This is a genomic window from Caballeronia sp. AZ7_KS35 (genome assembly GCF_023631045.1).
GTDB lineage: Bacteria > Pseudomonadota > Gammaproteobacteria > Burkholderiales > Burkholderiaceae > Caballeronia > Caballeronia zhejiangensis.
In genome coordinates, this window is the sequence record NZ_JALQDV010000009.1 from 332,230 (window position 1) to 347,055 (window position 14,826).

At 63.3% G+C, this 14,826-nt stretch carries 16 protein-coding genes and 2 tRNA genes; 9 read left to right on the forward strand and 9 right to left on the reverse strand.

Going from position 1 to position 14,826, the window contains the following annotated elements; genetic code table 11:
* Nucleotides 1-9: 9 nt before the first annotated feature.
* From NCT05_RS11780 to pncB, 3 genes are all read right to left on the reverse strand, one after another.
* Complete coding sequence (locus NCT05_RS11780; RefSeq protein WP_250502305.1) at nt 10-1,422, reverse strand: sodium:proton antiporter; 1,413 nt, start codon at nt 1,420-1,422, stop codon at nt 10-12.
* A 4-nt stretch (nt 1,423-1,426) separates the two neighbouring features.
* Nucleotides 1,427-2,098, reverse strand: coding sequence for a LutC/YkgG family protein (locus tag NCT05_RS11785; protein WP_250502306.1), 672 nt, complete (start codon nt 2,096-2,098; stop codon nt 1,427-1,429).
* A 136-nt stretch (nt 2,099-2,234) separates the two neighbouring features.
* Nucleotides 2,235-3,425, reverse strand: coding sequence for a nicotinate phosphoribosyltransferase (pncB, locus tag NCT05_RS11790; protein WP_008342288.1), 1,191 nt, complete (start codon nt 3,423-3,425; stop codon nt 2,235-2,237).
* 290 nt (nt 3,426-3,715) lie between these two features.
* Here pncB and fdxA point away from each other — a divergent pair, with 290 nt between their 5' ends.
* The 3 genes from fdxA (at nt 3,716) to NCT05_RS11805 (ending at nt 4,388) form a co-directional block, all read left to right on the forward strand.
* Nucleotides 3,716-4,039 carry a ferredoxin FdxA gene (gene fdxA, locus NCT05_RS11795; RefSeq protein ID WP_008342289.1) on the forward strand — a complete coding sequence of 108 codons (324 nt, stop codon included), beginning with the start codon at nt 3,716-3,718 and terminating at the stop codon, nt 4,037-4,039.
* 119 nt (nt 4,040-4,158) lie between these two features.
* Nucleotides 4,159-4,234: transfer RNA gene (locus NCT05_RS11800), tRNA-Asn, on the forward strand.
* 78 nt (nt 4,235-4,312) lie between these two features.
* Nucleotides 4,313-4,388, forward strand: a tRNA-Asn gene (locus NCT05_RS11805).
* A gap of 66 nt (nt 4,389-4,454) precedes the next feature.
* Here the strand turns inward: NCT05_RS11805 and NCT05_RS11810 are convergent.
* Genes NCT05_RS11810 through NCT05_RS11820 form a run of 3 tightly spaced genes read right to left on the reverse strand, consistent with a single transcriptional unit; the run spans nt 4,455 to nt 7,164 of the window.
* Complete coding sequence (locus NCT05_RS11810; protein WP_250502307.1) at nt 4,455-5,036, reverse strand: LutC/YkgG family protein; 582 nt, start codon at nt 5,034-5,036, stop codon at nt 4,455-4,457.
* Nucleotides 5,033-6,424, reverse strand: coding sequence for a lactate utilization protein B (locus NCT05_RS11815; RefSeq protein ID WP_250434969.1), 1,392 nt, complete (start codon nt 6,422-6,424; stop codon nt 5,033-5,035). Before NCT05_RS11815 ends, NCT05_RS11810 begins: the two co-directional genes overlap by 4 nt.
* Nucleotides 6,421-7,164, reverse strand: coding sequence for a (Fe-S)-binding protein (locus NCT05_RS11820; protein ID WP_034472657.1), 744 nt, complete (start codon nt 7,162-7,164; stop codon nt 6,421-6,423). The genes NCT05_RS11815 and NCT05_RS11820 overlap by 4 nt, the downstream gene beginning before the upstream one ends.
* 110 nt (nt 7,165-7,274) lie before the next feature.
* On the opposite strand from NCT05_RS11820, the gene NCT05_RS11825 reads away from it, so the two are divergent.
* The 6 genes from NCT05_RS11825 (at nt 7,275) to NCT05_RS11850 (ending at nt 11,777) form a co-directional block, all read left to right on the forward strand.
* A complete protein-coding gene (locus NCT05_RS11825; protein ID WP_034472660.1) occupies nt 7,275-8,018 on the forward strand; it encodes a FadR/GntR family transcriptional regulator in 744 nt (247 codons plus the stop codon).
* A 299-nt stretch (nt 8,019-8,317) separates the two neighbouring features.
* Complete coding sequence (locus NCT05_RS11830; protein WP_008342297.1) at nt 8,318-8,794, forward strand: CreA family protein; 477 nt, start codon at nt 8,318-8,320, stop codon at nt 8,792-8,794.
* 74 nt (nt 8,795-8,868) lie between these two features.
* Entirely contained in the window at nt 8,869-9,690 is an 822-nt protein-coding gene (locus tag NCT05_RS11835; protein ID WP_250502308.1) for a helix-turn-helix transcriptional regulator, read from the forward strand.
* Between the two features lie 137 nt (nt 9,691-9,827).
* Nucleotides 9,828-10,529: an AzlC family ABC transporter permease gene (locus NCT05_RS11840; protein ID WP_085955274.1), complete on the forward strand. Its 702-nt coding sequence runs from the start codon at nt 9,828-9,830 to the stop codon at nt 10,527-10,529.
* A complete protein-coding gene (locus NCT05_RS11845) occupies nt 10,526-10,849 on the forward strand; it encodes an AzlD domain-containing protein (RefSeq protein ID WP_250502309.1) in 324 nt (107 codons plus the stop codon). Before NCT05_RS11840 ends, NCT05_RS11845 begins: the two co-directional genes overlap by 4 nt.
* 163 nt (nt 10,850-11,012) lie before the next feature.
* A complete protein-coding gene (locus tag NCT05_RS11850; protein ID WP_008342301.1) occupies nt 11,013-11,777 on the forward strand; it encodes a DUF4088 family protein in 765 nt (254 codons plus the stop codon).
* An 8-nt stretch (nt 11,778-11,785) separates the two neighbouring features.
* Here NCT05_RS11850 and NCT05_RS11855 read toward each other — a convergent pair whose 3' ends face one another.
* From NCT05_RS11855 to NCT05_RS11865, 3 genes are all read right to left on the reverse strand, one after another.
* Complete coding sequence (locus NCT05_RS11855; protein WP_250434973.1) at nt 11,786-13,906, reverse strand: ATP-dependent helicase; 2,121 nt, start codon at nt 13,904-13,906, stop codon at nt 11,786-11,788.
* A 149-nt stretch (nt 13,907-14,055) separates the two neighbouring features.
* Nucleotides 14,056-14,313: a hypothetical protein gene (locus NCT05_RS11860; protein WP_250440027.1), complete on the reverse strand. Its 258-nt coding sequence runs from the start codon at nt 14,311-14,313 to the stop codon at nt 14,056-14,058.
* 70 nt (nt 14,314-14,383) lie between these two features.
* Complete coding sequence (locus NCT05_RS11865) at nt 14,384-14,800, reverse strand: hypothetical protein (protein ID WP_250458297.1); 417 nt, start codon at nt 14,798-14,800, stop codon at nt 14,384-14,386.
* Between the last annotated feature and the right edge of the window lie 26 nt (nt 14,801-14,826).

Below are 14,826 nucleotides of genomic sequence, written 5' to 3' on the forward strand. Positions count from 1 at the left end.
CGGTTGCTCCTAGAAAAATAGCCAGCCCAGAACGGCGAAAAGCGGCAAGAGAATCGCGCCCGACCACGCCATGAAACCGAAGAAACTCGGCATGCGTACGCCGCGCGATTCGGCGATCGCCTTCACCATGAAATTCGGCGCATTGCCGATATACGTGTTCGCGCCCATGAAGACCGCGCCCGCGGAGATGGCGGCGAGCGTCGTGGCGTCGGTGGTCATGAGCGTGCGTGCGTCGCCGCCCGCGAGATTGAAGAAGACGAGGTAGGTCGGCGCGTTGTCGAGAAACGACGACAGAAGACCGGTCGCCCAGAAATACGCGATGTCGACGGGCTTGCCCTGCGCATCCGACACCGCGTGCACGATGCCCGCGAACGCGCCCGATTCACCCGCGCGCAGGATCGTGATGACCGGCGCGATGGTGATGAAGATCGCCGCGAAGAGCTTCGCGACTTCCTCGATGGGCGCCCAGTCGAACGCGTTCCCCGCGCGCGCGCTTTTCGGCGTGAGCGCGAGCGATGCGAGCAGCACGGCGACGAGCAGCACGTCGCGCACGAGATTCTGCAACTGGACATGCGTGCCGAAGATGTCGAACGTGATGCCGGGTTTCCAGATGCCGCTCATCAGCACGAGCACGACGATCGCCGCGAGCAGCGCGAAATTGATCTTGCCGTCGATGCCGAGCGGAGGCGTATCCGGCGTCGGGTCGAGAAACGCGGGCCGCGCGTCGTGCCTGCGCCAGTAGAAACTGTCCAGCACGAAGAACACCGCGAGGAGCACGGCGCAGACGAAGAGCATCGGCAGCGCGAGATGCACGGTAGTCCAGAAGAAGCCGACGCCGTTGAGAAAGCCGAGAAAAAGCGGCGGATCGCCGAGCGGCGTGAGCGAGCCGCCTGCGTTCGCGACGAGAAAGATGAAGAACACGACGACATGCACGACGTGCTTGCGATTGTCGTTCGCGCGCAAAAGCGGACGGATCAGCAGCATGGCCGCGCCCGTCGTGCCCATGACGCTCGCGAGCGCGGTGCCGAGCGCGAGCAGTCCGGTATTGAGATGAGCCGAGCCGTGCAGGTTGCCGCGTACGCAAATGCCGCCCGCGACCGTATACAGCGCTGCGAGCAGAATGATGAACGGCACGTACTCTTCGAGCATCGCGTGGACGAGCACGCTGCCCGCCGTGCCGACACCGAACGCAAGCCCGAACGGCGCGAGGAACGCGATCGCCCACCCCGCCGCGATCTTGCCGAAATGGTGATGCCAAACCTTCGGCGCGACGAGCGGAAACACCGCGATGGAAAGCAGGATGCCGACGAACGGTATGCCCCATGTGGCCGGGAGCGTCGCGCCGTCGAGCGTCGCAGCAGCGGCCGGCGCCGCGATCAGCGCCAGCATCGCGCAAGGCACGTACAAAACCAGACGCCGCATTGACTCACGCTCCGCGCACGACGATCACATGCACGCGATACGGCCCATGCGCGCCGAGCACGATGGTCTGTTCGATATCGCCGGTGCGCGACGGACCCGACACGAAGTTCACCGCGCGCGGCAACTCGCCGCGCTCGGCGCGCATCAACGCGAATGCATCTTCATGCGCGGCGACGATGCGCGACGCCGGCACGATCGCGATATGCGTCTGCGGCAAGAGCGCGCCGGATGCGGGCGTCTGCGCGCCCGAGAGCAGCACGAGCGAACCGGTTTCAGCCGTCGCGCAGAAGCAGCCGGTGATGCCGACGAGATCTTCATCGGCAGGCTTGCGAAACGCCGCCCGAATGCTCGCTTCGGACCAGCGCAGATGAGCAAGCGCGGGCCACGCGACGACATCGACGGGAAGGTTCAGCGACTGGAGATAGCGCACGGCTTCGGCGGGCGCATCGTCGATCGATTCGACTTCGGCGACGGTCGTGGAGAGACGCTCCGCTTCGAGCGTGAAGCGCGCGATCAGCTCGTCACGCGTCTGAGGCAACGGAGGACGCGGACCCGCCGGATGTCGCTCGACATACTCGTCTGCGCCAGCGCGCTCGGCATCCGTAGCCTTGCCGCGACGGCCCTGCGCGCTGCGAATGCGCGCGAGAATATTGCGGCGCGCGTCCGATGTATCCATGGTGCCGTCCTCGTGTTGGCGTGCTTGAGATTCGTGCGCGCCGCGATGATTTACGACGCGTCCGAATTATAGCGAGCGGCATACACGCACGAACCTCGGCCGAACGGCATAGGCCGAATGGACGAATGCGCGTCGCTCAGTCGTCGCCGACCGGCTGCTCGATGCCGAAGACCTGACGCAGATAGGCGAGATACGCCTTGTCGTCGCACATGTTTTTGCCGGGCGAATCGGAGAGTTTCGCGACCGGCTGACCGTTGCATCGAACCATCTTGATGACGATTTGCAGCGGCTGATAGCCGAGATCGTTGGTGAGATTCGTGCCGACGCCGAACGCGAGCTGGCAACGTCCGCGAAAACGCTCGTACAGCTGCAGCACCTTCGGGATATCGAGCGCGTCGGAGAACACGAGCACTTTGGTGCGCGGGTCGCAGCGGTTTTCTTCGTAATGCCGGATGAGGCGCTCGCCCCAATCGAAGGGATCGCCCGAATCGTGGCGCGCGCCGTCGAACAGCTTGCAGAAGTACATGTCGAAGTCGCGCAGAAACGCCTTCATGCCGTAGACGTCCGACAGCGCGATGCCGAGGTCGCCGCGATATTCCTTCGCCCACATCTCGAAGCCGAAGATCTGCGAGTCGCGCAGACGCGGGCCGAGCGCCTGACACGCCTGCAAGTACTCATGCGCCATCGTGCCGAGCGGCCGCAAGCCGTGCTTCATCGCATAGAAGCAGTTGCTCGTGCCGGCGAACTGCGCGCCGAGCTTGTCCTTCAGCGTGAGCACGACTTCCTCGTGCCACTGCCCCGAAAAACGGCGGCGCGTGCCGTAATCGGCGATCTTGCAGTCCGAATATTCGGGTGGCGTGGCGAGCAGCTTGATCTTGTCGCGCAGGCGCTCGCGGCCGGTTTCATACTCGGGCTTGCGCTGCGTGTTGCGGAAATAGACTTCGTTGACGATCGCGAGCACCGGAATCTCGAAGAGAATCGTGTGCAGCCACGGCCCTTCGATCTCGATGTCGATCTCGCCGTTCTTCTTGGGCGACGGCGAAATGCGGATCGACTTTTCATTCAGATGGAAGAGCGCGAGGAAATCGATGAAGTCGCTCTTGATGAAGCGCATGCGCCGCAGATAATCCAGTTCCTCTTCCTTGAAGCGCAGATTGCAAAGCTGGCGCACCTCGTCGCGAATTTCATCGATATACGGCACGAGATCGACATTCGGCGTGCGGCAGCGGAAGCGATATTCGACATGCGCCGCGGGGAAGTGATGCAGCACGACCTGCATCATCGTGAACTTGTAGAGGTCGGTATCGAGCAGCGAATTGATGATCATGGTTCTGACGGGAACATCCACGCGAATGGACCGCGCGCTTTGCCTGCTTGCCAGCGCGCAGCCCGAGGCCTTTAGGGTCATGTTACCCGAATGTCCGCGCGGACATGATCCGCGCCCTGCCCTTTTGCGACGCCGCGCATACATACATCACGAATCGATATAAAGAGCGCTTCGCGCGGCGCGCGCCCACTTTTACCGTTACGCTACAATATGCGTTTCGGCAAGCGCACCTTCCGGCCCATGCAGCCGCCAGGGCGCCGCCCCCACGAATTCCGCATGCAGGAGCCTGAATGACTCACGTTGTGACCGAAAGCTGCATCAAGTGCAAGTACACCGATTGCGTGGACGTGTGCCCGGTGGATTGCTTCCGCGAAGGTCCCAACTTTCTCGCGATCGATCCCGACGAGTGCATCGACTGCGCCGTGTGCGTCGCCGAGTGCCCGGTGAACGCTATCTACGCCGAAGAAGACGTGCCTGGCGACCAACAGCACTTCACCGAACTGAACGCTGAACTCGCGCGTAACTGGCCGAGCATCACGAAGACGAAAGGCTCGCTTCCGGAAGCGGACGAGTTCAAGGACGTCAAGGAAAAGCTGAGTCTGCTCGAGCGTTGATTGTTGCGCTCGCCGACGCACGCGCTTCATTTGATTGCAAAAAATGCGTATCAAATGAAGATTGAGCGTTGACACGCCAAAAGCAGCCCCCTATAATTCCGCTTCTCTGCTGTAGATGTTCCCCGATAGCTCAGTCGGTAGAGCGCCGGACTGTTAATCCGTAGGTCCCTGGTTCGAGCCCAGGTCGGGGAGCCAAAAACTCCAGCAAGTCGGTTTCAAAAGAGCTCGGTCAGTTGGCTGAGTTTTTATTTCAGTTGTAGATGTTTCAGTTGTTCCCCGATAGCTCAGTCGGTAGAGCGCCGGACTGTTAATCCGTAGGTCCCTGGTTCGAGCCCAGGTCGGGGAGCCAAAAGCTTCTGTCAAAAAGCCCAGTCGCATGACTGGGCTTTTTGCTTTGTGCGCTGACTTCATCGCTTCACGCAAGCCACACGACGGTCAGCGAGCGCACGCCCTGCGCGCCGCGAATCAGCACGCCTTCGATATCCGCCGTCGCCGACGGCCCCGTCACGAGTACCGCATATCGGGCCGCTTTGAAATCGTCGCGTCGATACACCTGCTGCAAGCCCTCGACGAGTTGCGCCGGGTCGAGCAGCACGACGAGATGCTGCGACAGATAGCCGATCGCGTTCACGACGTACTCTTCTTCGCTGAACCACACCGAGCCCGTTTCAGCGACGCCGAAGCGCCCTCGCACGATGCCCACATCGACATCCCGAAGCGATGCCGGCACGGTATCGGATGAAAGCGGCCGCGTGCCGTCGACGCCCGGAACCGCCGATGCAATCACCTTCGCATCGGCAAAGCGTGCCGCGATCAGCGCGTTCACGTCTTCGAGAGTGGCCGCTTCGACGCATGTGCCGCCCATCGCGGTGAGCGCGGTCGTAAAGCGCGCCTTCAGTTCGCCTTCCGGCGACGGGAACACGGGCACGTCCGGGCGCGGACGCGATGCGGGCTGCGCCGCGCGGATCTTCGAGAGAAAAGCTTCGCGAGTCGTCATTTATCGAGCTTCCGGTTTTTCCTGTACCACTCGTGAAAAGTCTCGGCGGGCGCTTCGGGCAGATCGCGGCCGCGTCCCCAGATATTGAGCGGGTTGTAGAGCACGAAGTTGGGCAGGCGCTTCAACGCGCCGCCGAGCGATGCGACCGTCGCACGATAGAGCGTCGGGCTCGCGAGCAGGCGCCCCGCCATCTTCAGCACTTCCTGCTTCACGAACGGCACTTCGTGCTTCTCGGCGATGACCTCGCGCCACTTGTAGATCTGCTCGTGAATGTTCACCTTCACGGGACACACGTTCGTGCAACTGCCGTTCATCGTCGACGCGAACGGCAGCGCGCTATAGCGCTTCAAATCGTGCGTCGGATTGATGATCGCGCCGATCGGACCGGAGTACGTCCCGCCATACGAAAGCCCGCCGCTTCTGCGATACACCGGACACGTATTCATGCACGCGCCGCAGCGGATGCACTTGAGCGAGTACCAGAAATCGTCCATCGCGAGGCGTTCTGAGCGGCCGTTATCGACGAGGATGAAGTGCATCTCCGTGCCCGGACGCGGCGCGCGAAAATGCGACGTGTACTGCGTGATCGGCGAGCCGAGCGCGCTTCTCGACAACATTCGAACGAACACGCCGAGATCGCTGATCGTCGGAATGATCTTTTCGATGCCGATCGACGCGATATGCAGCGGCGGCACGTTCGCCGAAAGATCCGCGTTGCCCTCGTTCGTGCACACGACGACCGTGCCCGTCTCCGCGACCGCGAAGTTGCAGCCCGTCATGCCCGCCGTCTTCTCGCGCACGAAATACGGCCGCGTGTTCATGCGCTGGCTTTCCGCGAGATAGTGGATGTCGCTGTTCCGCGGATCGGTGCCGATCGTCTTGCCGAACAGTTCGGCCACGTCCGCGCGCAGCTTGTGCACGGCCGGCACGACCATATGGCTCGGATCCTGATGATCGAGTTGCTGGATGCGCTCGCCGAGATCGGTTTCCATCACCGTGATGCCGCGCGGTTCGAGATAGTCGCGCATGTAGCACTCGTCGGTGAGCATCGACTTGCTCTTCACGAGCGACGTCATGCCGCGCTCGCTCATCAGCTTGAAGACGAGCGCGTTGTGCTCCTCGGCGTTCGCCGCGAAATGCACGACGACGCCGTTTTTCTCGGCCTGATCGACGAACTGCGCGATGTAATCGGCGAGATTGGACAGCGTGTGTTCCTTGATCGCCGATGCGAGATTGCGCATCGTCTCCCATTCGGGGATGCCGTGCGCCTGCGCGTCGCGCTTGCTGCGCAAGTCCCACAGACGCTTGTCGTGGAACGCGACGTGATCTGGCTTCTGCAGGAACGCGCCCGCCGCCTTCGCGTGATCGATACGAACGCTTTTGCTCATGCGCGCGCCCCGTTCAGAACCTGCGCGATGTGGATGAACTTCGCATCGGCTTTCATGCGCTCGGCGCAGCCTTGCTGATGCATGAGACACGACATGTCGCCCGACACGATGTACTCCGCGCCCGCGCCGACGTGATCGCGCACCTTGTCCTGACCCATCCGCACGGAGACGGCCTCTTCCGTCACCGAGAACGTGCCGCCGAATCCGCAGCATTCGTCGGGACGCGCGGGCGCGACGAACTCGATACCCCTCACGCGTTCGAGCAGCGTGCGCGGCTTCGAATACGGCGTTCCGGCCACTTCCGAATTCGACGTTTCGCGCAGATGCCGCACCGCGCTGCAACTGTTGTGCAGCCCGACCTTGTGCGGAAATTCGGCCCACGGAAACTCGCGCACCTTCAGCACGTCGTGCAGGAATTCGACGAGCTCGAACGTATTGCGCCGCACCTTCTGCACGGCGCTCGTCTGCTCGATCGCGGTGAAATGCTCGCGTACGTGATGCGTGCAACTCGCCGATGGCCCGACGACATAGTCGTAGTCGGCGAAATTGCGCGCGAACACGCGCTCGGCGCCGGCAGCCTCCTTGTGTGCGCCGCTATTGGCCATCGGCTGGCCGCAACAGGTCTGATCCTGCGGATAGTCGACGTCCACGCCCAGCCGTTCGAGCAGTTCGAGCGTGGCGATGCCGACTTGCGGATAAAAAGCGTCGATGAAACAGGGGACGAACAAGGCGACTTTCATGACGGGTTCGGCGATTTGGTAAGCTTGGTCTGACCAAGACTTTAATGAGATGCCTCTTTCGTGTCAAACTCGGGCATTCCCCGGCTTTCACCTCGCATTCACGTCGAACGATGACTTTCCAGCCCGTCCATGCGCATTCCTACGCCCGCGTGCGTCTCTCCGATGTCGTGTCGGGACAGATCCGGGAATTGATTTCGAACGGCACGCTGCTGCCGGGCCAGCGCCTGCCCGCCGAGCGCGATCTGGCGGAGCAGTTGAACGTGTCGCGTCCGTCGCTGCGGGAGGCGTTGATCCGTCTGGAGTCGGACGGATTCATCCGCGCGGCCGGGCGCGGCGGTTTTGTCGTATCGGATGTGACCGCGCCGCTCGTGTCGCATCCGCTCGCCGCCCTGCTCGAGCAACAGCCGAACGCGAGCGCCGACGTTCTCGAACTTCGCCACGGCCTCGAAACGCTCTCGACCGCCTACGCCGCCGAGCGCGCCACCGACGACGATCTGGCGCGCATCGCCGCTGCCTTCGACGCGCTGCAAAACGCCGTCGCCGAAAAAAGCACGCGCATCGCGGAGAGAGACGCGGCGTTCCATCTCGCCATCGCGGACGCGACGCACAACGTCGCGCTCACGCACGTCATGCACGGACTCAATGAACTGGTGCGCGAATCGATGCTCACGTCGCACCGTCTCGTCGATTACGACGACGAAGTCGAAGCGAACCTGATGACGCAGCATCGCGCGATCTTCGATGCGATCGTAGCGCGCGATCCGGCGCGGGCGCGGGAGTGCGCGGGCGCGCATCTCGATTACGTGCGCACGCTGTATCGCGATGTTCCCGCGAAGAAAAACCGCGCGGCCTGATCCAATCACATTACGAATCTGTAAGCCGCAAGAAAGTGATGATAGGACGTCGCCTACACGCATTTCGGACACGCACGGCTAACGCGGGCGGCGCATCCTCGCGATACTGAAACCGTCGAAAACAACATGCGAAGGAGGACAACATGCCTTATCTACTCGGATGGCTGCTCGGCGTGCCGGTCATCGTGCTGGTGATTCTGTATCTGATCTTTCATTGACCGCATGCGGGCACGAGATGCATCGAAGAGCCAAGGGCGTCGATACAATACGACGCCCTTTCTCTTTTCCGAAGGATGACGATGAACCGCTCCGTCCTCGCGCTCGCCGCATCGCTCGCACTTTTCTCCGGCGCCGGACTCGCGCACGCGGAGGAAATCGCGAGCGTCAACACCAACTTCCGCTTCACCGGATCGGACCGCGTGACCGTCGATGCGTACGACGATCCGCTCGTCCAGGGCGTCACCTGCTATGTGTCCCGCGCGCGCACGGGCGGCGTGAAAGGCACGCTGGGCATCGCCGAAGATCCGACCGAAGCGTCGATCGCGTGCCGCCAGGTCGGGCCGATCAAGATCGCCGAACCGCTCAAGCAGAAAACCGACGTGTTCTCGGCCGGCATGTCCTTCATCTTCAAGACGCTGCATGTGGTGCGCGTCGTCGATACGAAACGCAATACGCTCGTCTATCTGACTTACAGCGACCGCATCGCGACCGGCAGCCCGAAAAACAGCGTGACGGCGGTTCCGATGCCCGAGGGCACGACCATACCGGTGAAGTGACACGCAACTGTCCGGCCGGGCGCGAAGCAAAGTTGTAAACTGGGCGATTCCGCTTATCTCAGAATTGCTCGATCATGCACGCCGACCGTTTCCGCAATGCCGCACGCTACTGGCGCTCGCCGCTCGTGCCGGACGCGGACATGGTCACGGCCGAATACTACGATCACGAATTCTCGCCGCACTGGCATGACGCCTATACGGTGCCCGTGATCGAGGCCGGCGCGGAGTGCTTCGACTATCGCGGCGCGCATCACGTCGCCGAAGCCGGTTCGGTGCCGGTGATCAATCCCGGCGAAGTGCATACCGGCGCGCGGGCCGTCGATGCGGGCTGGCGCTATCGCGTGTTCTATCTGCCGGTGCCGTTCGTCGAAACTCTCGCGTGCGACCTGTCGGGGCGGCCGGAATCGTCGCCGTGGTTTCCGGATGAAATCATCCGCGATCCCGATCTCGCGCGGCGTTTGCAGATCGCGCATCGCCTGCTGGAAAACGGCGCCGACCCGCTCGCCGCGGAACTGGCGCTCGTCGATGCAGTGACGACGCTGCTCGGACGCCACGCGCTCGAACGTCCGCGCATCGCGCCGCTCGCCGCCGACGCGCACCGCGTCACGACGATGAAATCCCGCCTGGCCGACGATCTCCTCGAACCCGTCACGCTCGCCGAACTCGCGCAGACGGTCGGTCTCTCGACCTTCCACGCCGCGCGCCTCTTCACGCGCGAAACCGGTCTTGCGCCGCATGCGTGGCGCAATCAGCTGCGGATCGTGCGCGCGCTGCCGGCGTTGCGCGCGGGCGCATCCGTGACGGATGTCGCGGCGGCGAGCGGTTTCACGGATCAGAGTCACTTCACGCGCCATTTCAAGCGCACGTTCGGCGTGCCGCCCGGCCGCTGGCGTTAGGCGGTCCGGCCTCGGGAAAGCGCAAGAACGTACAAGCATTCTCATCGACGTTTTGCGTATCCTCGCTTCCATAGGAGGAAATCTTGAAAGCAACACCTTTGCGCGAATTCGCCGCCGGCGCACGCGACACCATCCCGATGATGATCGGCGCCGCGCCCTTCGGCGTGATCTTCGGCACGCTCGTCACCGCAAGTCCGCTCACGCTCTGGCACGGCCAGTTGATGTCGCTCGTCGTGTTCGCGGGCTCGGCGCAGTTCATCGCGGTCGGCCTGATCGCGTCGCACGCGAGCTTCGCCGTCATTCTGGCGACGACGCTCGTCGTCAATCTGCGTCATGTGCTCTATTCCGCGACGCTCGCGCCGTATGTCGCGCATCTGCCGCGCCGCTGGCGCTGGGCGCTCGCGGGCATGCTCACCGACGAGGTCTTCGCCGTCGCCTACGCGCACTATCGGAAGCGCGCGCCGGGCGAGATCGGGCCGCACTACTTCTTCGGCTCCGGCGTCGCGATGTATCTGAACTGGCAGTTGTGGACGCTCCTCGGCCTCCTGTTCGGCGCCGCGTTTCCCGGACTGAAATCGCTCGGGCTCGACTTCGCGATGGTCGCGACGTTCATCGCGATCGTCGTGCCGCAGCTCGTCGCCGTGCGCTTCGTCGCGGCGGCGCTCGCATCGGGCGTGCTGTCGTTCGCGTGGCAAGGCTGGCCGTACAAGCTCGGCCTGCTCGCGGCGGTGTTCGTCGGCGTGGCCGTCGGCATGCTGCTCACGCTGATGGAAAACCGTCCGCAGGCGAAGGGCCACGCGAAACATCGTCTGAAGAACGCGAAGGAGCGCACGCAATGAACTACGTCACGCTGATCTTCGGCATGGCGGCCGTTACGTTTGCGATCCGCGCCGCCGTGTTCGTGCTGGGCGAACGCCTGCCCTTTCCGCCGATCGTCCGCACCGCGCTTTCGTTCGTGCCGGTGACGGTGCTCACCGCGATCATCGTGCCGATGACCGTCTCGCCGCACGGCAACGGCGCGGAAATCACCTGGCGCAATCCGCAGCTCGTGGCTGCGATCGTCGCGATCATCGTTTGCGCGTTCACGAAGCGGCCGCTTTTGACGATTGCCGTGTCGCTCGCGGTGTTTTTGGCGTGGCAGTTCGCCGTGCTGCGCTAAACGTTTTCTCTCCATCAGCCGTTAAACGGCTTTCAAAGAGCATCGAAGAATCCTCAAGTTCCCGAAGCGCGCGCCGATAACAGAAACGAATGGACTCCGCCTGAGACGCGGCGCCGACAGCTTTTCCCGCCTTCGGAGATCGAAGGCGGAACCGGGAACCAACATGCGTCAAATCACCTTATCGTTACGCGACGAGACCATCGCTTCGCTGCAGCGCGATTTCGAAGCGTTCACGCGTCTGTCGCTGAAGCTGGATCCGCAATTCGTCACGCCTTCGTTCGAGGACTTCCTGCGCGCGAAGCTCCTGGACAACAACACGCCGCTCACCGAGCAGGCGGTGCAGCGCATGCTCACGCACGGCCAGTACGCGTGGGCGAAGCGCGCGCTCGACAAGGAGTTTCCGGACGTCGTCGAGATCCTGATCCGGCAGGCAGCCGAGCACGGCTTCGCGTTCGCGATCCGCGCGGACTGGACCGCCGAGGATCTCGTCAAGGCATCGCGCGCGTGGGCGACGGCGATCGTCACCGAAGCGGACGGCGACGTATCGCAAGTCGACATGCTCGCCTCGCAGATCAAATCCGCGGCGGCGGATATTCGCGAAGTCGAGGAAAAGATGCAGACGCCCGCATGGCGTCTCGCCGATTCGCTACGTCAGCGCGTGTATGAAACCAAGATTTCGGTGGAGACGAGCATCGGTTCGACCGCGCGCGAGAAGCTCGGCGAACTGCGCTGCCTGCTGCGGCTCGGCATCTTCTATGGCTCGATCCAGAAGCAGGAAGCGCAGCAAGTGCTGGAATATCTGCGCTCGCTGCGGCCCGAGCTTTTCGTCGAAGAGCCTTACGACGGCTACACACGCTTCGCAGCATGGCTGCGCAGCATCTTCTCGCCGTCGCCGCGCGCGCCGCGTGCATCGCGCGCGCAGCGCTGAGATTCAGGTCAGTCCCACATTCCCTTTAGGCGCGCCGCGATATCGATCTTCGCTTTCGCGGCCGCAGCCAGCCCCGCCGCCGTCGGCGCAGCGGGCGCGATGACGGGCGGCCACGCGGCCGCTTCGAAGTTCTGCATCAGATGCGGCGGAATGAAACGCGTGCGCTGCGCCCATACGTGACGGTCGCCGAGATGCGTCTGGTTGTACACGTAGAAGCGCTGCGGCGTGATGATGTGCAGGTCTTCCTTCGCGCGCGTCATCGCGACGTATAACAGCCGCCGTTCCTCGTCGAGTTCTTCGTCGCTGCCCGTGCCGAGATCGGACGGAATGCAGCCGTCGACGCCGTTCAGCACGAACACGTTGCGCCATTCCTGGCCCTTCGCCGAATGGATCGTCGAGAGAATCAGATAGTCTTCGTCGAGCAGCGGCACGCCGGATTCGTCGCTGGTCGCGTCGGGCGGATCGAGCGTCAGTTCGGTGAGAAAGCGCTCGCGCGTGGGATACGTCGCCGCGATGCTTTCCATCTGCAACACGTCGCCGATGCGGATCGCCGCGTCCTCGTGATTGCGTTCCAGATGCGGCTCGTACCAACGCCGGATCATTTCGAACTCGGCGGGCCAGCCGGAGTCGCGGCCGCAGAGCTTCGCCATCAGGCCGACGAAACGCGGCCAGTCCTCCGACGCGCGCGCGGGCGCCTGAAACGCGGCGATCGCATTCGACGCCACCGCGTCCGGCGCGCTCACGCTGTCGAGCAGGCGCCCGGCGATCGCCGGTCCGACGCCCGGCAACAACTGCGCGACGCGAAAGCCCGCGACGCGATCGCGCGGATTCTCGGCCCAGCGCAACACCGCGAGCACGTCCTTGACATGAACGGAATCGAGAAACTTCAGTCCGCCGAACTTCACGAACGGAATGTTCCGGCGCGTCAATTCGATTTCGAGCGCCGCGCTGTGATGCGCGGCACGAAACAGCACCGCCTGCGCCTTGAGCTTCATGCCGCCTTCGCGCGCTTCGAGCACTTTTTCGACGACATAGCGCGCCTGATCGGCTTCATCGGCGACGGCAACGACGCGCGGCTTTTGCGCCGATGCCTTGTCGGTCCACAGATTCTTCGTGTAGCGCTCGGTCGCGAGGCCGATCACCGCGTTCGACGCTTCGAGAATCGGCAAGGTCGAACGATAGTTGCGGTCGAGCGTGACGGTCGCGGCGGGCGGATCGAAGTGGCCGGGAAAATCGAGGATGTTGCGCACCGTCGCGCCGCGAAACGAGTAGATGGATTGGGCATCGTCGCCGACGACGGTAAGGCCGCGCCCGTCCGGTTTCATCGCGAGAAGAATGGATGCCTGCAGACGGTTCGTGTCCTGGTATTCGTCGACGAGAACGTGATCGAAGCGGCTCGCGAGATCGGCGGCAATCGACGGCTCCGCCGCGAGATGCGACCAGTAGAGCAGCAGATCGTCGTAATCGAGCACGCTTTGCGCCTGTTTCGCGCTGACGTACGCGGCGAAGAGGCGCTTCAGGTCCGCTTCCCACTCGCGGCACCACGGATACGACTGATCGAGCACGGTCGCCAGGGACGCGCCCGTGTTGACGACGCGCGAGTAGATCGCGAAGCACGTCGATTTGGCGGGAAAGCGCTTTTCCTTCGACGACAAACCGAGCTCGTGCCGCACGAGGTTCATGAGATCGGCCGAATCCTCGCGATCGTTGATGGTGAACGACGGCGCGAGCCCGACGAGATCGGCGTAATCGCGCAACAGCCGCGCGCCGACGCTATGGAACGTACCCGACCACGACAAACCCTGCGCGATTGCGCTTCTCGTGCCGAGCGCGTTCATTGCGATGCGCGACACCCGCCGCGTCATTTCGAGCGCCGCGCGGCGCGAAAACGTGAGCAGCAGGATGCGATGCGGATCCGCGCCTTTCACCAGCAGATGCGCGACGCGATGCGCGAGCGTGTTGGTCTTGCCCGATCCCGCGCCCGCGATGACGAGCAGCGGCCCGCCCGCGCGCCCCGGTTCGTCGACGCCGAATTCGACGGCCTGACGCTGCGCCTCGTTGAGCTTCGCCAGATAGTCGGCGACCTGTTTCGTGGTGGATTCGTCGGCGGTGTCGGGGAGCGTGAGCACGGGAGAAAGGCGGCGGGAAATGAGTGACGCACACTGTATATCCATACAACCCGCACGCGCAAGCCTTTGGCTCGACAAGGGTTTTGGCCCCAAATGCAACGAGCCCGGCTCGCACGGAACCGGGCTCGCATCGCTGCAAAAGATTTGCGTCAGTCGGCCTTCTTCGCGTTCTTGAGCTTCGCTTCGGCGGCGGCTTCATTGGCGTCCGATTGCGCCTCGGTCTTTTTCTTGTCGGCCTTGGCTTGCGCGACGGCCGCCTTCTTGTCGGCCTTGCTCTGTTCCTTCGCGGCCTTTTGATCGGCGGCAGTCGGCGTATCCGACGCCGTTTGTGCGAACGATGCCACGCTCGCGCTCGCGAACGTCCCCGCGATCAGCGCGGCCAGCAGTGCATGAGTTTTTCGATTCATGGTCTTCTCCCTTGTTCGATGCCGCGAGCCGCGCCAAACGCGAGCTCGCGGCGATTCCCGGTTCCCCCGCTTAATGCTGCAAGCCGGTGTCCTTCGGTGCGTTCGGCTCGGTCGCGTTCAATTCGGCCTTGGCGGCGTCCTTGTCCGCCTTGCGATTGATCTTCGCGTTCTTCACCTCTTCCTTGTACTGCGCCTTGGCCTGCTCGGTTTGCGCCTTCAATTCGGCCTTCGACGCCTTCTTCGACGCGCTGTATTCGGCGTTCGCCTTCGCATTGGCATTGCGGCGCTCGACGAGCGGATCGGTCGGCGCGGGCGCGACGAGGTTCTGCGGCGGCGGCGTCATCGGCTGTTGGGCTTGCATCGGCTGCACTTGCGCTTGCGTTTGAGTCTGCACCGGTGCGGACTGGGTCGCGGTCTGCGCATAAGCGCCCGAAGCGGCGAAAGTGGCGATGGCGGAGCCGATAAAAAGGATTCGTGCGCGAGTCATGAGCTAGTCCTCTCTTTAGTTGGCGT